Source organism: Streptomyces gilvus, from assembly GCF_022513565.1.
GTDB classification, from domain to species: Bacteria; Actinomycetota; Actinomycetes; order Streptomycetales; family Streptomycetaceae; genus Streptomyces; species Streptomyces gilvus.
Genome location: NZ_JAKWBE010000027.1, coordinates 76128 through 94357 on the forward strand (window position 1 = coordinate 76128; position 18230 = coordinate 94357).

General features: G+C 72.6%; 14 protein-coding genes. 6 read left to right on the top strand and 8 right to left on the bottom strand.

Annotated elements, in window-relative coordinates:
* Window positions 1-231: 231 nt before the first annotated feature.
* Window positions 232-816, top strand: a complete 585-nt coding sequence (locus tag MKW14_RS31715) for an Rv1733c family protein (RefSeq protein WP_240868464.1) — start codon at window positions 232-234, stop codon at window positions 814-816.
* A 453-nt stretch (window positions 817-1269) separates the two neighbouring features.
* On the opposite strand, the gene MKW14_RS31720 is transcribed toward MKW14_RS31715, so the two are convergent.
* Window positions 1270-2937, bottom strand: a complete 1668-nt coding sequence (locus tag MKW14_RS31720) for an acyl-CoA dehydrogenase family protein (protein WP_240868466.1) — start codon at window positions 2935-2937, stop codon at window positions 1270-1272.
* 70 nt (window positions 2938-3007) lie between these two features.
* On the opposite strand from MKW14_RS31720, the gene MKW14_RS31725 reads away from it, so the two are divergent.
* Complete coding sequence (locus tag MKW14_RS31725; protein ID WP_240868469.1) at window positions 3008-3754, top strand: PaaX family transcriptional regulator C-terminal domain-containing protein; 747 nt, start codon at window positions 3008-3010, stop codon at window positions 3752-3754.
* A gap of 75 nt (window positions 3755-3829) precedes the next feature.
* Here MKW14_RS31725 and MKW14_RS31730 read toward each other — a convergent pair whose 3' ends face one another.
* On the bottom strand, window positions 3830-4633 hold the full coding sequence (locus MKW14_RS31730) for a pectate lyase (protein WP_240868472.1): 804 nt from the start codon (window positions 4631-4633) through the stop codon (window positions 3830-3832).
* Window positions 4634-4661: 28 nt separating this feature from the next.
* Entirely contained in the window at window positions 4662-5639 is a 978-nt protein-coding gene (locus tag MKW14_RS31735) for a pectate lyase family protein (RefSeq protein WP_240868475.1), read from the bottom strand.
* A gap of 341 nt (window positions 5640-5980) precedes the next feature.
* On the opposite strand from MKW14_RS31735, the gene MKW14_RS31740 reads away from it, so the two are divergent.
* Window positions 5981-7294 carry an extracellular catalytic domain type 1 short-chain-length polyhydroxyalkanoate depolymerase gene (locus MKW14_RS31740; RefSeq protein ID WP_240868478.1) on the top strand — a complete coding sequence of 438 codons (1314 nt, stop codon included), beginning with the start codon at window positions 5981-5983 and terminating at the stop codon, window positions 7292-7294.
* A gap of 256 nt (window positions 7295-7550) precedes the next feature.
* Here the strand turns inward: MKW14_RS31740 and MKW14_RS31745 are convergent, their stop codons facing one another.
* Window positions 7551-8102: a hypothetical protein gene (locus MKW14_RS31745; RefSeq protein WP_240868480.1), complete on the bottom strand. Its 552-nt coding sequence runs from the start codon at window positions 8100-8102 to the stop codon at window positions 7551-7553.
* Window positions 8103-8493: 391 nt separating this feature from the next.
* Here MKW14_RS31745 and MKW14_RS31750 point away from each other — a divergent pair, with 391 nt between their 5' ends.
* Entirely contained in the window at window positions 8494-12747 is a 4254-nt protein-coding gene (locus MKW14_RS31750; protein WP_240868483.1) for a cation-translocating P-type ATPase, read from the top strand.
* A gap of 122 nt (window positions 12748-12869) precedes the next feature.
* Window positions 12870-13046: a hypothetical protein gene (locus tag MKW14_RS31755; RefSeq protein ID WP_240868486.1), complete on the top strand. Its 177-nt coding sequence runs from the start codon at window positions 12870-12872 to the stop codon at window positions 13044-13046.
* A 1-nt stretch (window position 13047) separates the two neighbouring features.
* On the opposite strand, the gene MKW14_RS31760 is transcribed toward MKW14_RS31755, so the two are convergent.
* Entirely contained in the window at window positions 13048-14127 is a 1080-nt protein-coding gene (locus tag MKW14_RS31760) for an NADH:flavin oxidoreductase/NADH oxidase (protein WP_240868488.1), read from the bottom strand.
* A gap of 99 nt (window positions 14128-14226) precedes the next feature.
* On the opposite strand from MKW14_RS31760, the gene MKW14_RS31765 reads away from it, so the two are divergent.
* Window positions 14227-14580 (top strand): ArsR/SmtB family transcription factor, encoded by a 354-nt coding sequence (locus MKW14_RS31765; protein ID WP_240868491.1) that lies wholly within the window; start codon window positions 14227-14229, stop codon window positions 14578-14580.
* On the opposite strand, the gene MKW14_RS31770 is transcribed toward MKW14_RS31765, so the two are convergent.
* The 3 genes from MKW14_RS31770 to MKW14_RS31780 all read right to left on the bottom strand — a co-directional run bounded on the left by MKW14_RS31770 (window position 14503) and on the right by MKW14_RS31780 (window position 18134).
* Window positions 14503-15888, bottom strand: a complete 1386-nt coding sequence (locus MKW14_RS31770) for a nucleobase:cation symporter-2 family protein (protein WP_240868493.1) — start codon at window positions 15886-15888, stop codon at window positions 14503-14505. The two genes, MKW14_RS31765 and MKW14_RS31770, sit on opposite strands and share 78 nt — an antisense overlap.
* Window positions 15889-16027: 139 nt before the next feature.
* Window positions 16028-17365: an FAD-dependent oxidoreductase gene (locus MKW14_RS31775; protein WP_240868495.1), complete on the bottom strand. Its 1338-nt coding sequence runs from the start codon at window positions 17363-17365 to the stop codon at window positions 16028-16030.
* 103 nt (window positions 17366-17468) lie between these two features.
* Window positions 17469-18134, bottom strand: coding sequence for a DUF305 domain-containing protein (locus MKW14_RS31780; protein ID WP_240868568.1), 666 nt, complete (start codon window positions 18132-18134; stop codon window positions 17469-17471).
* Window positions 18135-18230 lie beyond the last annotated feature (96 nt).

Below are 18230 nucleotides of genomic sequence, written 5' to 3' on the forward strand. Positions count from 1 at the left end.
CAGTCTGCACCCCACCACTGACAGTCACCTCCTGGGTCGGCGTCGTCGCAGGTCAGGCGGCGATGGCGGGACGGGCTCCCGGATCTTGTGGCCTCTTTCACGAACAGGCCCGCGCGAGCGGGGTACTCGTGCGACCGTCGAGACAGGGGGAGTCGCCCTGAGCATCAGGGGACCTTCGCCCGTATGGGAGGGAGGTCGGGGATCGTTGTGCTCATGAGGAGGATGCCTTCGATGGCGTTCCGTGGTCCGAAGGTGTGGCTGTGGCGCTGGCGGCGCAACCCGCTCAAGCGTCGCGCCGACACGGTGGAGGCCTGGGTCGTGCTGGGTGCCTGGCTGGTGACCGTGGTCGCCGGGGTACTGGCCGGTCTGGCGGCGACCCAGTCCGTCGAGCACGGGCTGGCCCGTGAGCGGGTGGAATGGCGCCGGATCGAGGCGCGGCTCACCGAGAAGGCACCCGGGAAGCCGGCCCCCGGCACCGGGACGGCCGGCGGCGAGCAGGTCTGGGGCACGGTCCGCTGGACCGCGCCGGACGGCTCCGGCCACACCGGCCAGGTCCGGGTCCACCCCGGCAGCCCGGCCGGCTCCACGGTCCCGATCTGGTCGGACCGCCAGGGTCACCTGGTCACCAAGCCGGCCACCGCCTCCCAGGCCCAGCTGCGGGCCTCCCTGATCGGCGTCCTGGTCGGCATCAGCGCGGCAGCGGTCCCCTTCGTGGGCGGACGAGTCCTGTGCGGCCGCCTGGAACGCCGCCGCATGGCCCAGTGGGACACCGAGTGGTCCCGCTTCGGCCCGCTGTGGGGACGCAAGACACGGTGACGGGACGACGAGGGGCACGCTGAAGCCGGCACGCCGCGGACGGCAGGTGCCGTGCGGCAGCGGTGGCTGAGCGACGCGGGATGAGCCGGCTGACGGGTTGGGCAGCACAGGGGGGCCACGCCTCCCAATGAGTGACGCGGCGCCGGACTGGTCAACTGCCTCACCAGCAGGGCGATCCGGGCTCACCCGGTCGTCGAGCGCGGAGTGCAGGGTCCGCAGCAGCTGGGAGCCCTCCTCGTCCGAGGGCCGCAGTCGCCGCAGATGGCCGATGAGCGTGTCGGTGTCGGGCCGGTCGGGCTCCTGCGGTCGGCCCTGCGGCCGCTCGGACCGGTTTGTCGATCCCCGTGAACACGTTGTCCTCCCCAGGCGCAGTGCCAACTGATCGCGCGTGTGCACCACGGCACTGACAACGCAGTGGAATCAGGGGGTGACGCTGTGCCCGGGGGCTCGGCTTCAGCCGTCGGCGGGCAGCGCCCGCTCCAGGATCGCGTCCACGTCGGCGCCGTCGGGCAGGGTGCCGAAAGCGTGGCCCCAGTCGCCGCCCAGCCGGGTCGCGCAGAAGGCGTCGGCGACGGCGGGCGGGGCGTGCCGGACCAGCAGGGAGGCCTGCAGGGCCAGGGCCATCAGCTCCACCAGCCGGCGCGCGCCGGCCTCGGACCCGGCGGTCAGCAGCCCCTCCAGCCGGACCGCTGCCGCGTCCAGCCGGGCGTCCGCGCCGCGCGCCAGGGCGAGTTCGTCGAACAGGGCGTGCGCGGTGGCGGGTTCACGCCTGAGCGCCCGCAGCACGTCCAGGGCGTTGACGTTCCCCGAGCCCTCCCAGATCGACAGCAGGGGTGCCTCGCGGTAGTGGCGGGGCATGCCGGACTCCTCGACGTAGCCGTTGCCGCCCAGGCACTCCAGGGCCTCCGCGGTGAAGGCCGGGCCCCGCTTGGTGACCCAGTACTTGCCGACGGCTGTCGCGATCCGCCGGAAGGCCGCCTCGCCCGCGTCGCCGCGGACCGCCCGGTCGGCGGCCCCGGACAGCCGCAGGGTGAGCGTCGTGGCGGCCTCGGACTCCAGCGCCAGGTCGGCCAGGACGTTGCGCATCAGCGGCTGGTCGATCAGCCGCGCCCCGAAGGCGCTGCGGTGGCGCACATGGTGGCCCGCCTCGACCAGCGTCCTGCGCATGAGCGTGGCCGACATCATCACGCAGTCCAGGCGGGTGCAGTTGACCATCTCGATGATCGTCTTCACCCCCCGGCCCTCGGGTCCGACCAGCCAGGCCACGGTTCCGTCGAACTCCGGCTCTGAGGAGGCGTTGGAGCGGTTGCCCAGCTTGTCCTTGAGGCGCTGGATGCGGAAGGTGTTGCGGCTGCCGTCCGGCAGGATCCGCGGCACCAGGAAGCAGGAGAGCCCCCCTTTGTCCCTGAGAGGGGATGCCTGCGCCAGTACCAGGAACACGTCGCACATCGGTGCCGAGGTGAACCACTTGTGCCCGCGCAGGGTGTACACGCCGGGCTCGGCGGTCGGGGTCGCCAGGGTGGTGTTCGTCCGGACGTCCGAGCCGCCCTGTTTCTCGGTCATCCCCATGCCGGCGAGCAGACCGGGCTTCTCCGTCGGGACCCGCAGCTCCGGGTCGTACTCCCTGCTGGTCAGCAACGGCTCGTAGATCTTGGCCAGTTCCGGCTGGGCACGCAGGGCGGGGACGGCCGCGTACGTCATCGACGTCGGACAGCCGTGCCCGGCTTCGGTGTGCCCCCACACCAGTCCGCCCGCCGTGCGCGCGACATGGGCGCCGGGGCGGTCGTCCGCCCAGGGCGCGCCCGCAAGACCCTCGGCGACGGCGGCCCGCAGCAGGTGGTGCCAGCTCGGGTGGAACTCGACCTCGTCGACCCGGTTGCCGTACCGGTCGTGGGTGCGCAGCACCGGTTCGTGGACGTTGGCCCGTTCGGCCCACTCCTGCGCCTCGGCGCTGCCGGCCCGCAGTCCGAGCCGGCGGATCTCCTCCTCGGCCCACCCGGCGCCCTCCCGGCGCAGCCCCTCGAGCAGGGCGGTGTCCTGGGCGGCGTCGTAGGGCGTCAACGGGGGCGGCTGGTTGGTGACGTCATGGGTGGCGTGCGCGGGTGTGGGTGTCGAGGTCATGCCGCCATGTTGCACCTTTCTTCGGCTGTAGCAATGTTGCAACAAGGAGGCGCACGTACAGTACGTGCCCATGCGCATGAACGTGTCAGAGCCGTCCGGCGAGGTCGACCTGCGGCCGCTGTCCGCGCGGTCGGTCGTGCTGAGCCTGCTGCTGGGCACGCATCCGCCGGAGCTGCCGGTGAAGGAGCTCATCCGCGTGGTGGAGCCGTTCGGGGTCGGCGGCTCCACGCTGCGTGCCGCGCTCAGCCGCATGGTGAACGCCGGTGACCTGCGGCGCACGGACTCCGTCTACCGGCTCAGCGACCGGCTCCTGGCCCGCCAGCGCCGCCAGGACGAGGCCGTGGAGGCCCGCACGCGCGCGTGGGACGGCGACTGGGAGATGGTGGTGATCACGGCGACGGGCCGTGGCCCCGCCGAACGTGCCGAGCTGCGCGCCCGCCTCAGCGCCCTGCGGCTGGCCGAACTCCGCGAGGGCGTCTGGCTGCGCCCCGCCAACCTGATCCGCCGCGTTCCGCGGGAGGAGCTGGCGCCGGTGGCGCAGTCCTACTCCGCCCGGCCCGACCGTCCCGCGCGTGAACTGGCCGCCGCCCTGTGGCCCTTGGACGCCTGGGCCGCCACGGCCCGCGCCCTGCTCGCCCACCTCGCCGAGGCGGACCTCCCGGCGGACCGCTTCACGGCCTTCGCGGCGGTCGTACGCCATCTGCTCGCCGATCCCGTGCTGCCCCCCGAACTGCTCCCCGCCGACTGGCCTGGCGCACCCCTGCGCACCGCCTACGCGCGGTACCAGCGGGAGATCACCGGAGCCGTCACCCGATGACACGGCGGCCGTACGAAGCGCCGCGCGGCTGCGCTTCGTACGGCCGGATCCACCGTGGGGGGGAACGAACGGCGTCTACTTGTAGGTGATGTCCGAGCTGGAGTACTTGCAGTAGGTCCCGTCGGGACCGCTGCCGTTCTTGGGCGGCTCGGCGCCGGTGTTGTTGCCGATGTACTTCTGGCACGGCACGATCTTCTTGCTGCTGTCGCCGACGATCGTGATCTTCTTCAGGGTCGCGCTGTCGCCGTAGTTGGTGTTGATCCCGACGAGCGCGCTGCCCTTGTAGGTCGCCTCGATGGTGTTGAGGTTGATCGTCCGCTTGTACTGCGTCTTGCAGTTGCCGCAGGAGCGCACCAGCTTGCCGAAGTTCTTCACGGCGAAGTTGGAGACGTTCAGGGTGCCGGCGCCGTTGAACTGGAACACCTTGTCGCTGGCTTCCTTGGCGCCGCCACCGGAGACGGTGTAGACGTTCGAGGACGAGGAGCCCCTGAACGTCGCCGCGTCCTCGCCGACGTCCTCCCACCACACGTTCTGCAGCGTGCAGCTGCCCTCACAGTGGATGCCGTCGGCGGCCGGGGCGCCGATGATGACGTTCTTGAGGACGGCGCCGGGCGCCAGGTCCAGGATCGGGTCCTGGTCCTCGCTCTGGCCGCCGGTGCCGAGGTCGCCGCTGCCGTAGAGGCGCTTCATCCCGTAGTCCTTGGTGCCGGAGACCGAGATGGTGGCGGTGACGGCCTGACTGCCGTTGGCGGTGGGCCAGGTGGCGGCGCTCGCCGGACCTGCTCCGTCTGTCATGATCATGACAGATGAGAGGCCGAGTGCGGCCAGTGCGCCGAGCAGTGCCCGGCGACGCGCACGCGTGCGTGCTGGTGGAGTCATGTCCCGATGCCTTCTTCCGGATGGGGGGTCAGAGCTTGCCGGCGCCCGCGCCGGCGGTCACCGAGGCGACGACGGACGACGCCGGTTCGGCGGTGTAGCCGTAGGGCGGGCTGGTGAAGGTGCCGACCTGGGAGATCTCGGTCGCGGCTCCGCCGAGATCGTTCCCGGACAGGTTGGCGTAACCGTCCTCGTCGCTGTCCCGCTCGGTCGTCACGGCGACCTGGGTGCTGCGGAAGACGTTGTTCTGTACGAACATCTGCGCGCCCATGCGCGAGTGCACGGCCGTCTCGGCGCCCACGACGTAGTTGTCGTAGAAGTGCCCGGTGCCGAAGCGCAGGCTGGGGATGCGGGAGTTGACGTTGTCGAACCAGTTGTGGTGGTACGTCACCCGCAGATGCCCGGTGTCCTCGCTCGCGTTGTTGTCGCTGTGACCGACGAGCGAACCCTTGTAGTGGTTCTTGAACGTGTTCCAGGACACCGTGACGAAGTCCGAGGCGTGCGTGATGTCGACCAGGCCGTCGTAGTAGTCCTTGCCGTGATCACGGTCCGAGGACAGCGAGTTGTGGTCGATCCACACCTTCGTCGACTTCTGGACCGTGATCGCGTCCGTGCCGACCGCCTTGCTGATGTTGAGGTTGCGGACGACGACGTTGGTCGCGTTCTTCAGCCGCAGCCCGCCGCCGGTGAACCCGGACGACGAACCGACGCCCAGCACCGTGGTGTTGGAACCGATGTCGACCTGACCGCTGAGCGGGATCAGGCCGCTGACCTTGACCACCTTCGCGGTGCTGCCGGAGACCGCCGACTTGAAGGAGCTCAGCGTCGACACGGTGACCGCCGAGGCGCTGCCGCCGCCGGTCGTCCCCGCGCCGAACCCGACCGGCGAGGACTCGGCCGCTCCGGCGGACTGGGGAAGCGCCAGCGCGGCGACGGTCGCGAGGGCGGCCGCCCCGGCCGTCAGCAGGGCGGATCTTTGCGGGTGTGCACGTGGGGGGCCAGTACGCATGCGGGTGCGTCCCTTCGAGAGCACTTGCCTGAACGAGTACGTGAACGACGTACGCCATGTAGAACTCCGCGCGCGAGCACCGTGACCGTTCAGGGCCGACGGGGTCCCTGTCGGTCACACTGCTGAACGGAACGTAAGGGGAAAGCGCTTTCTCGTCAACGCCTCGCGCCGAACACATTCAGACAGCGCAGGCGGGAGGCAAGGGCTGTCCGGTTCGGGTGGGGAACTTCTGTGGGAGCGCTTCCATGACGGTCGTGTCCATGCCACCATGCGGGCGGACGCGTCCCCTTTTCCGAGAGATTCCCGAGACCTTCCGTGCGGTTTCCGAAAGGGGTGAGTCGATGACGACTCCACGCACGTGTACGTTCGCAAGCGGCCTCTCGTTGCTTGTGCGGGTCATCGCCGCGCTGGTCCCGCTGGTCGCCGTGGCGGCCCTCACCGCGCCCCCGGCCACCGCGGCGCCCACCGCCGTCCCCACCGCGACCCTCACCGAGGTCACCGACTTCGGCCCCAACCCCAGCAACCTGCAGATGTACGTCTACGTCCCCGCCGCCGTCACCGCGCACCCGGCGGTCGTCGTGGCCGTGCACTACTGCACCGGCTCGGGACCGGCCATGTACCAGGGCACCGAGTGGGCCCAACTCGCCGACACCTACGGCTTCGTCGTGGTCTACCCCTCGGTCACCCGGGCCAGCAAGTGCTTCGACGTCTCCTCGCCCCAGGCGCTGAGACGCGGCGGCGGCAGCGACCCCGTCGGCATCAAGTCCATGATCGACTGGGTCACCCGCAGCTACGGCGCCGACACCTCCCGGGTCTTCGCCACCGGCATCTCCTCCGGCGCGATGATGACGAACGTCCTGCTCGGCGACTACCCGGACGTGTTCGCGGCCGGCGCCGCCTTCTCCGGCGTACCGTTCGGCTGCTTCGCGACGACCGACGGCTCCGAGTGGAACAGCGCCTGCGCGAACGGCACGGTCACCCATACCCCGCAGGAGTGGGGCGACCTGGTCCGAGGCGCCGATCCCGGCTACACCGGCCCGCGCCCCCGGATGCAGCTGTGGCACGGAACCGAGGACGCGACCCTGCGCTATCCCAACTTCGGCGAGGAGATCAAGCAGTGGACCAACGTCCTGGGGGTGAGCCAGACCCCGGCCGCCACCGACTCACCCGCCTCCGGCTGGACCCGCACCCGCTACGGCTCCACCGGTGACCGAGCACCCGTCGAGGCGATCAGCCTCCAGGGCGTCGGCCACAACCTCTACAGCTACGGCATGGCCTCCCGCGCGCTCACCTTCTTCGGCCTCGACAGCTCCGGCCCCGCGCCGCAGCCCCCGCCGGGCGCCTGCCGGGTGACCGCGACGACCAACGCCTGGAACACCGGTCTGACCGGCTCCGTCACCATCACCAACACCGGCACGACGACGATCGACGGCTGGCGGCTCGGCCTCACCCTGCCCGCCGGGCAGACGATCACCAACGGCTGGGGAGCCACCTACGCGCCGGCGTCGGGGGTGGTGACGGCCACGAACGTCTCGTACGACAGGACGATCGCCCCGAACGCGAGCGTCACCATCGGCTACCAGGCGAACCACACGGGCGACAGCGCGGCGCCCTCCGCTTTCACGCTCAACGGGACGGCCTGCACGACGGGTTGACGCCCGACCGGGGCGGACTCCGGGCCAGGATGGTGCGCGCGGTGGTCGTCCTGCCGGAGTCGGAGCCCCTGATGACGCGGCGGCCCGAGCCTTCCGGTTCGGCCGCCGCGGTCGCATTTGCCCCACGTCGGTCCGGGTGACGAGGCGCTGAGTGGGAACTCGACGGATTCCGGCAAGCGACGTCATACGGATCGAGGACAGCCATGGCTCGGCAGGAGCGACAGTCGTCGTCGGCCACCCTCCCGGAGCCGCTGCGTCACGCGGCGTCCGTGGTGCAGAAGGTGCCCGGCGCGGGTCTGGTGAGCAGGGCGACCGAAGGGGCCCTGGACAAGGTCGGGGCGGTGTCGCCGCGCGGGCGGCGGATGGCGGTGTACGCGGGCGCGGGGGTGCTGGGCGTCGCGGGCGTCGTGGAGTGGCCCGTCGCCATCACCGGTGCGGCGGTGGCCTGGCTGACACAGTCGCGGCAGCCCAAGGCTTCCGCGAGTGAGACCTCCGTGAGCGCCGAGGACGGAGCGCCCGCGGTGGAGGAGGCGATGAGCACGCCCGTCGGCACGGAGCCGACGGCCGGCGACGCCGTACCGCCGCCCGTCACCGAGGTGACGACACCCCTGGGACCGACGCCCACACCGCCGGGTGCCCAGACGGTGTCCGCCGGTTCGTCCCCGGCGGCGGAAGGCCCTGGGCCCGTGCCCACCCCTCCGGTCCCTGAGTCGGCGTCCGCCGGTTCGTCGCCGGCCGCGGAAGCCGACGGGCCGGTGTCCCCGCTTCCGGGTGCTGAGTCGATGCCCGCCGGTTCGCTCCCGGCCACCGAGGCTCCTGGGCCTGTGTCCACTGCTCCGGGCGCTGGGGCGGCGTCCGCCGGTTCGTCGCCGGCCGCGGAAGCCGACGGGCCGGTGTCCCCGCTTCCGGGTGCTGAGTCGATGCCCGCCGGTTCGCTCCCGGCCACCGAGGCCTCTGGGCTGACGCCCACACCTCCGGGTGCCGAGTCGTCGCCCATGGGAGCCGCCCCGGTCACCGATGTTCCCGGGCCCATTTCCCCGCACCCGGGCGTTGAGGCGGGCCCCGCCGTGCCGGCCCCGGCCGTGGATGTTCCCGGACCGACGGCACCGGACCCCGGCGCCCCTGGCCCGGCCGAGCCCCTCACCGGGCGGAGCGACGCGCCCGAACAGTCCGACCGCACGACCGACTGAGGGCGCGCGATGGTACTGGGAGCGCTGTCACGTCCGGCCGCCGCCATGGTGGGATGGGCGGCGGTCGGGCCCCGGCTGCTGGTACGGGGGGCCGCGCCCGCGGTGGGCGCGGCCGCCGGAGCGGCGGCCGGCACGGCCCGCGCTGGTGTACGCGGCGCGGACGGCGCGCAGTACGTCGTACGCGCCGTCCGCGCCTCGCTGCCGGGCGGTCCACGGCCCTGGCGGTCCGGCACCCGCGCCCACCTCGCCCTGCGACCGCGCGACCCGGACCCCGACCGTGCCGACGGCGGGCGGGAGCACCGGATCCGGCGGGTCGTCGAGGCGCTCGCCGAGCACCCGGACGTGGCCTACGCCTACTGGGACGGGGGGCTGGAGCGGCTGGTGGTGGCCGCCGTGGAGGAGGCGGCCGGCGACCGGGTCGTGGACGAGGCGGTCGATCTCGCCGCCCGGCACGGACTGACCCAGACCGACGAGGACGTCGAGGACTTCGGGCATCCGGCGGATCCCGCCGGGGTCCGGGCCGCGGCGGCGGCGCTCGGCGCCGACGCCGCCGGCATCGCGATCGGTGTGGCCGGATACCTGCTGCGCCTGCCGACCTCGCCGCGCCAGGTGACCGCCCTGGTCACGTTGTTGCGCGAGAACCCCTCCGTGCGCGGCCGGCTGCGCGACCGGCTCGGGCGCACCCGGATGGACCTGCTGCTGGCGGTCCTGAACGCCGCCGCGCACGGCGCGGGCCGGACCCCGACCGCCCTGGTTCTCGACGGCGCTCTGCGCAGCCTCCAGCTGGTGGAGACCGTGGCGCGCACGGCCGCCTTCGAGGCGGTGCACGACGAGGTCTGCACGCCTGAGCGGCTGGGCGTCGCCGCCGGCCAGTGTCCGCGTCCGCCCCTGCGCACCTCCCCGGCGCAGGAGTACGCGACCCACGCCTCGGCCGGAAGTCTGCTCGGCGCGGTGGCCACCCTGCTGGTCAAGCACAACGGGACGGAGGCCGCCGAAGCGGTCCTCGCGGGTTCTCCCAAGGCCGCGCGTTACGGGCCCGCCGCCTTCCACGCCGTCCTGAGCACCACCCTGTCCCGCGGGGGCGTCCTGGTGCGCAACACCGAGCGGCTGCGCGAGCTGGAGATGGCCGGCACGGTCGTTCTGCACCCGAGCGCGCTGCGCGACCCGGACGGCGAACCGGACGCGTGGGCCGAGTCGGTGCTGGACGCGGCCCGGCGTGCCGGGCTGAGCGTCGTGCTGGTGGACGACCCCGCCCTGTCCGACATCGCGGGCCTCGCCGACCGGGTGGTCTCCCGTGACCGGCCGTGGAGCGAGGTGGTGCGTGAGCTGCGCGAGGAGGGCGACACCGTCGTCACGGTCGCCCGCCCCCGGTCGGCGGACGACGCGGACGTCCTGGCCGGGCTCCTCGGCGGTGACATCGCCGTCGCCCTCGCCGACCACGACAGCGCCGTCGTCTGGGGAGCGGACGTACTGGCCCTGCACGGCCTGACCGATGTGTGGCGACTGCTCACCGCCATCCCCGCCGCCCGAGGGGTGGGCCGGCGTGCCCAGATCCTGGCCCGCTCCGGTGCCGCGCTGTCGGGGCTGCTGGTGGCCGTCGGCGAGACGCGCAAACCCAGCCGCACGCCCTGGCCCGGGCTGCGGCACACCCCGGTCGACGTGGGCGCCGCGGTGGCCCTGTTCTCGGGGGCCCGCTCGGCCCTGCGGGTGGCCGCGACCCCCGCCCCGCATCCGCGTCCCCGCGTCGCCTGGCACGAACTGGACGCCGAGGACGTCCGCAGCAGGCTGGAGGGGACACCGCCCGAGGAAGCCGAGCCGGCGCCGGAACCGGCCGACGAGCCGGGCACCGGGCACCCTTTGCTCGCGCCCCTGCGCTGGTCGGGGCAGCTCTTCCACGCGGTGCGCGAGGAACTGGACGATCCGCTCACCCCGGTCCTGGCCGTCGGCTCGGCCGCCGAGGCGATCCTCGGGTCCGCGGTGGACGCCCTGCTGGTCCTCGGCGCGCTCGACCTGAACGCCCTCGTCGGCGGCGTCCAGCGACTGCGCGCCGATCAGGCCCTGTCCCGGCTGCTGGCCGGCCAGAAGCCGAAGGCACGGGTCGCGCCCCCGGAGGACGATGCCGAGGACGAACCCCGGACCGTCGACGCGGGCAGGCTCCGGCCCGGCGACATCATCGAGCTCAAGACCGACGACGTGGTGCCCGCCGACGCCCGGCTGCTGTGGCAGGACGGTCTGGAGGTCGACGAGTCCGCGCTCACCGGCGAGTCCCTGCCGGTCGGGAAACACACCGACCCCACCCCCGGTGCGGCGGTCGCCGAACGCGGCTCCATGGTCTTCGAGGGCACCACCGTCGCGGCCGGCAACGCCCGCGCCGTCGTGGTGGACACCGGCGAGCGCACCGAGGCCGCGCGCGCCGTCCACCTCGCCGCCCGCACGCCTCCGGCGCCCGGCGTGCAGGGCAGGCTGCAGGAACTCACCCGCCGCGCCCTGCCGTTGACGCTGGCCGGCGGGGCCGCGGTCACCACACTGTCGCTGCTGCGCGGTACGCCCATCCGCGAGGCGGTCAGCGGGGGCGTGGCCGTCGCGGTGGCCGCCGTACCCGAGGGGCTGCCGCTGGTGGCCACCGTGGCACAGCTGGCGGCGGCCCGGCGGCTGAGCCGGCGCGGCGTCCTCGTGCGCACCCCGCGCACCCTGGAGGCGCTGGGCCGGATGGACACCATCTGCTTCGACAAGACCGGCACGCTCACCGAGAACCGGCTGCGGCTGGCCCGTGTCGCCGAGACCGGCGGCGAGGTCCTCGCCGCCGCCGACGCGACCGAGGCCCACACCCTGCGCGCCGCCGCCCGCGCCTGCCCGCAGCTGAACGGCGGTTCGGACCGCCCGGAGCACGCCACCGACGAGGCCGTGCTCGACGCCGCCGGACCCGACCCCGGGTGGACCCAGCTCGCAGCGCTGGCGTTCGAGGCCGCCCGCGGATACGCGGCCGCGGTCGGCCGGGCCGGCGAAGGGCCGCGCACGTTCGTGGTCAAGGGCGCCCCCGAGACCGTGCTGCCCGCCTGCTCCGAGCTGCCCTCCCACGCCTGGGACACGGCGCATTCCCTCGCCGCCGACGGACTGCGGGTCCTGGCCGTGGCCGAACGGCGCCTCGGCGAGGACGCCCAGGACGCCGACGTACTCGACGCGCCGCTCGGAGAGCTGGAGTTCACCGGTCTGCTGGCGCTCGCCGACGCGCCCCGGGAGACCTCGCCCGCGCTGATCCACGGCCTGGGCGAGGCGGGTGTACGACCGGTCATGCTCACCGGCGACCATCCGCAGACAGCCCGCAGCATCGCCGGGGACCTGGGCTGGCCCGCGGACACGGCCGTCGTCACCGGCGACGAGCTGACGGCCGCCGACCGGTCGGCCAGGGCCGCGATGCTGCGGGACGTGGGAGTCGTCGCCCGGGTCGCGCCCGAGCAGAAACTCCAGGTCATCGAGGCGCTCCGGGACGCCGGCCGGGTCGTGGCCATGGTCGGCGACGGCGCCAACGACGCCGCCGCGATCCGCGCCGCCGACGTCGGCGTGGGCATCAGCGCCCGCGGCTCGGCCGCCGCCCGCAACGCCGCCGACCTGGTGCTGACCGAGGACGACCTCTCGGTGCTGATCGACGCCGTCCACGAGGGCCGGGCCCTGTGGCACAGCGTCGCCGACGCCATCGCCATCCTGATCGGCGGCAACGCGGGCGAGGTGGGCTTCGGCATCCTCGGCACCCTGCTGGGCGGCCGGGCACCCCTGTCGACCCGGCAGATGCTGCTGGTCAACCTGTTCACCGACCTGTTCCCGGCGATGGCGGTGGCGGTCACGCCGGACGAGGAGGCGATACGGGCGACCGCGGACTCGCCGGAGGACACCTCCGACGTGCTGGGCGCACCGCTGATCCGGCAGATCCGGCACCGGGCCATCGGCACCAGTCTGGGCGCGCTCGTCGCCTGGCTGTTCGGCCGCTTCACCCCGGGCACCGCGCGCCGCGCCGGCACCATGGCCCTGTGCGGTGTGGTCGGCACGCAGCTGGCACAGACCCTGCTGGACCGCCGGGACAGCCCCCTGGTGCGGTTCACCTCCCTGGGGTCGGCCGTCGTCCTGGTGGCCCTGATCCAGACACCGGGCGTCAGCAACCTGTTCGGCTGCACGCCGCTCGGCCCGGTCGCCTGGGCGGGCGTCGTGGCGGCGATCGCGCTCGCGCTGCTGGGCCAGCGCGTCCTCGGCCGGCGGGAGCAGGGGTGAGGGCCGTGGTCACAGGATGTTCGCACCATGAGCGCAGAACTCCCGCGCGTCCCCCCGAAGACGTTTGACCGGCTCTGGTTTATTGCTCGTCGGCCATGAACCGCCGCACGTCTGGAGCACGCATGAACGCGAGTGAGTACGACCGTCTGCCGGTGTACGACAGTCTGGTGAGGGAGCGCGGCGACGTCGTGACGGAAACCCGGGAGGTGGCCGAGCGGGCGCAGCACCAGGCACGGGAGGCCCTCGGCGGCCACGCCTACCCGCCGCCCGGTCACTCCCAGGGGGCCGTGTCGTCCTGACCTACACCGAACGGTGGTACTGGTCGGGCACGTGCACATCGGCGCCGAGTTCCCGGGCGGCGTGCCGCGCCCACGACGGGTCGCGCAGCAACTGGCGGCCCAGCAGCACCGCGTCCGCGTCACCGTTGGCCAGGATCTTCTCGGCCTGTTCGACCTCCGTGATCAGACCCACCGCGGCGACAGGCAGGGACGTCCCGGCCCTCACCCGGGCGGCGAACGGCACCTGGTAGCCCGGCCCTGTCGGGATGCGCACACCGGAGGCGTTGCCGCCGGTGGAGACGTCGAGCAGGTCGATGCCGTGGTCCCGAAGTTCGGATGCGAAGCGGACCGTGTCGTCTGCCGTCCAGCCGCCCTCCTCCAGCCAGTCGGTCGCCGAGATCCGGAAGAACAGCGGCTTGTCCTCGGGCCACACCGCCCGTACGGCGTCCACCACTTCGAGCGCGAAACGGGTGCGGTTCTCGTAGGAGCCGCCGTAGGCGTCGGTGCGGTGGTTGGAGTGCGGTGACAGGAACTCGTTGATCAGATAGCCGTGGGCGCCGTGGATCTCGGCGACCTCGAAGCCGGCCGCGTGCGCGCGCCGGGCCGCGTCCGCGAACTGACCCACGACCTCCCGGATCTGGTCCACCGTCAGTTCGGTCGGCACCGGGTGCCGTTCGTCGAAGGCGAGGGCGCTCGGCGCGAGCGGCTGCCAGCCGTGGGCCGCCGGCCCGATCGGCGCCCCGCCCGTCCAGGTACGGTCGGTGGACGCCTTGCGGCCCGAGTGGGCGAGCTGGATCCCCGGCACCGTGCCCTGTCCGGCGAGGAAGCGGGTGATCCGGCGGAACGCCTCGACCTGGGTGTCGTTCCAGATGCCCAGGTCGTACGGCGAGATCCGGCCCTCGGGCGAGACGGCCGTGGCCTCCACGACGACCAGACCCGTACCGCCGGTCGCGCGGGCCGCGTAGTGCGCGAAATGCCAGTCGTTCGGGGCGCCCGTGCCGGGCCCCTCCGCAGTGGCCGAGTACTGGCACATCGGGGCCATCCAGACCCGGTTGGGGAAGGTCACGCCACGCAGGATCAGGGGCTGGAAAAGGGCGCTCATGGGGAGCTGCTCCGTTCTCGCGGGACCGAAGGACGCTCGTACGATAGGCATCGTAGTACGGCAAGTGTCAAACTACGATGCCTCTCGTACAATGCCTGGGTGAGTACCGCCCCGACCACCAGCAACCGGGATCTGCCGCACCCGGCCCGCGACGACATCCGGCTGGAAGCCGTGCTGCACGCGCTGTCCGACCCGATACGGCTGCGGATCGTGCGGGAGCTCGCCGCCGACGCCGACGAGCTTGCCTGCTCGCGCTTCGACCTGCCCGTCACCAAGTCCACGACCACCCACCACTTCCGGGTGCTGCGCGAGGCCGGGGTGATCCGGCAGTGCTACCGGGGCACGGCCAAGATGAACGGGCTGCGCCGGGACGACCTAGACGACCTCTTCCCGGGACTCCTCGACGCCCTGCTCGCCGCCGCCGCTCGGCAGGCCGTCCGCCTCGGGGACTGAAGTCGCCTTCGCGGGAAGGTGGTTGAAGAGCAAGTTGAGCACGATAGCCGTCAGGCAGCCCGCGCTGATCCCGCTGTCCATCACCGTCTGGATCCAGTCCGGGAACTTCTCGTACACCGTCGGCACCCCGACCGGCAGCATGCCCACCGCGACCGAGACCGCCACCACCGTGAGGTTGTGGTTGTCCTTGAAGTCCACCTGAGCCAGCGTGCGCAGACCGCTCGCGGCCACCGTCCCGAACATCACCAGACCGGCGCCGCCGAGCACCGGCGCCGGAATCGCCGCGACCACCGCGCCCAGCTTGGGCAGCAGGCCGAGCAGCACCAGGATGCCGCCCGCCGCGGCCACCACCCAGCGGCTGCGCACCCGGGTCATACCGACGAGCCCGACGTTCTGCGCGTAGGCCGTGTACGGGAAGGTGTTGAAGACGCCGCCCAGCACGGTCGACAGACCGTCGGCCCGCAGACCGTCCGCAAGGGAGCGCGGCTCGACCGCGCGCCCGGTCATCTCGCCCACCGCGATCAGGTCACCGGTCGTCTCGGTCATCGTCACCAGCGCCACCACCAGCATCGAGACGATCGCCGAGACGTGGAACGTGGGCGCACCGAAGTGGAACGGCGTGCTGATGCCCAGCCAGTCCGCGTCGCCGACCCCGCCGAAGTCCGTGAACCCGAAGGGGATCGCCACCGCCAGGCCCACCGCGATACCGATCAGCACCGCGATCCGGCTCAGGAACGCCGGCGCGAACCGCTGCACACCCAGCACCAACAGCAGCACGAACAGGGCCAGGCCGAGGTTCTTCGGAATCCCGAAGTCCTTCGAACCGGCCCCGCCCGCCGCCCAGTTGCCCGCGACCGGCAACAGCGAGACGCCGATGATCAGGATCGCCGTGCCGGTCACCAGGGGCGGGAAGAAGCGCAGCAGCTTCCCGAAGACCGGCGCCAGCAGCACGATCGCGAGCCCCGCCACGATCACCGACCCGTAGATCGCGGGCAGTCCGCCGCCGGTCGTCCCGATCAGCACCATCGGGGAGACCGCGGCGAACGTGCAGCCCTGCATGATCGGCAGCCGCACGCCGACCCGCCAGAAGCCCACGCACTGGATGAGCGTCGCGATCCCGCACACCAGGAGGTCCGCGGTGATCAGGTAGGCCAGATCCGCGGGCGACAGCTTCATCGCCCCGCCCACGATCAACGGCACCGCCACCGCGCCCGCGTACATCGCGAGCACGTGCTGCAGTCCGAAGGCGGCCAACTGCCGTACGGGCGGGACCTCGTCGACGGGATGGACGGGCACGGTCGTGGTCATGGGGACTCCAGCGCGGCGGAGGGGATGGGGGGATGTGGGGAGGTGCGAACAGGACGAGACCGTAAGCGGATTGAACAGTTTGTTGATTGCCGGGGTGTTGCCGCTCTGTGTACTGCCCACCCGTCCGCGTCGGACTTCGCTACGTCGTGCGTGCCGCCGCCAGCAGCGAGTCCCAGTCGGCCAGTTTGACCACACCCCGTCCCAGGGATGCCCCGAGCGCGGCCTCCGCCCGCTCGATGGCCTGCCAGCCGGCCCAGGTCACCGGCTCGACGCCCGCCACGGCCAGCGCGGCCACCGGATCGTCCGGCAGGTTCTTGCGTACGAGCGCGTCGGCGTCCTCGAGCAGGGAGGTCACCGTCTCCTTGGCGTCCGGCCGGTTGGTGCCGATGACACCGGTCGGGCCGCGCTTGATCCAGCCGGCCACGTACTCGCCCGGCACGACGACGCCCTCGCGCAGGACGCGCCCCGCGAGATGCGGGACCGTGCCGTCGGCCGGATCGAACGGCAGCCCCTCCAGCGGCACCCCGCGATAGCCCACCGAGCGCAGCACCAACTGGGCCTCGACATCCTGGAATTCGCCGGTGCCCGTCACTCCGCCGTGCCCGTCGGGTGCCGTGCGCTCGAAACGGACCGCGCCCACGCGGCCGCTTACGGCGAGCAGTTCGACGGGCCGCAGGAAGAAGCGCAGCCGGATGCGGCGCGGGGCGTCCAGGGGCGGCACCTGGGACCAGCCGCGCAGGACCTCCACGTTGCGCCGCTGGGCCGCGGGCAGCGCGGACGGGTCGGCGCACGCCGGGTCCAGCGCCAACTCGGCGGGGTCGACGACGACTTCGGCGCCGGGCAGTCCGCTCAGCTCGCGCAGCTCCTTGGTGGTGAAGCGGGCCTGGGAGGGGCCACGCCGGCCCACCATGTGGATGTCGGTCACCCGGCTCGCGGCGAGCGCGCCGAGCGCGGCCTGCGGCATGTCGGTCGGGCTCAACTCGTCCGCGCCACGGGCCAGCATGCGCGCGACGTCCACCGCGACGTTGCCCACGCCGATGACGACCGCCGACCGCGCGCCCCGCAGGAACCCGTCGTCGGCGGCGTCCGGGTGGGCGCTGTACCAGGACACGAACTGCGTCGCCGACCAGCTGCCGGGCAGGTCCTCGCCCGGAATGCCCAGATGCCGGTCGGTCGCGGCGCCCACGCAGTACACCACCGCGTGGTAGAGCTCCCGCAGCCGCGCGGTCGGCACGCCGCCCGGGCCCACCTGCACGCCGCCGAGGAACCGCACCCGCTCGTGCTCCAGGACCGTACGCAGGTTGTTCTGCAGGGACTTGATCTTCTCGTGGTCCGGCGCCACCCCGTAACGCACCAGGCCGTAGGGACAGGGGAGCCGGTCCAGGACGTCCACGAGGACGTCGGGGTCCAGCTGGGTCAGGCTCTGGGCGGTGTAGACCCCGCTGGGCCCGGAGCCGACGACGGCGACACGCAGCACGGCGGAACTCCTCACGGCAGGAGATCGCTGACGCCCCAGCATCGCACCGCACGCGCTCGGCTGACAGGGTGCGGGCACGCCACACCGCACCGCCTCGCGCTTCTCACAGCAGCGTGCGCATGCGGGTGATCTCCGTCGTCTGCTGGGCCACCACGTCGTCCGCCATCTCCTCGACGAGGAGGTTGTTGCCCTGGGCCTTCACGTCCGTGGCCATGGTGATCGCGCCCTCGTGATGGGTGATCATCAGGGTGAGGAAGAGCTGGTCGAAGGCCTTGCCCCGGGCCGCGCGCAGCTGACTCAGCTGCGCCTCGGTCGCCATGCCGGGCATGGACCCGTGCTGGTGTCCGCCGGACTTTTCCGCCTTCCCGTGCGTCGTCAACCAGCCCCGCATGGCGGCGATTTCGGGGCCCTGCGCGGCGGCGATGCGTTCCGCAAGCCGCTTCAGCGACGCCGACTCCGCGCGGTCCGGGGCGAGTTCGGTCATCTCCAGTGCCTGGCGGTGGTGCTCGATCATCATGCGGGCGTACGAGACGTCCGCGGAGTTGGGTGAGTCGTCCTCGGCGCGCTGGGCGGCCGCGTCCGCGGCGGACATGGTCCGGTTCTGCTCACCCGGACCGCCCGGCACGATCACCGAAGGCCCGCCGCCCGGCCGGGACTTGGTCTGGGATCCGGAATCACAGGCCGTCAGGGCGAGCAAGACCAGAAGAGCCAGGAGCGTCAGCGATGCCGCAGCGCCGACCCGTCTGCCTGACCTACCGAAAACCTTCATTGCGAGTTCGTTGCCCTCTGTTGATCTGCCCATGGCAAAGACGATACTGCGGGGATGCGTGAACCGTTCCGACACGGACGGAACAAGGGAGGAAAC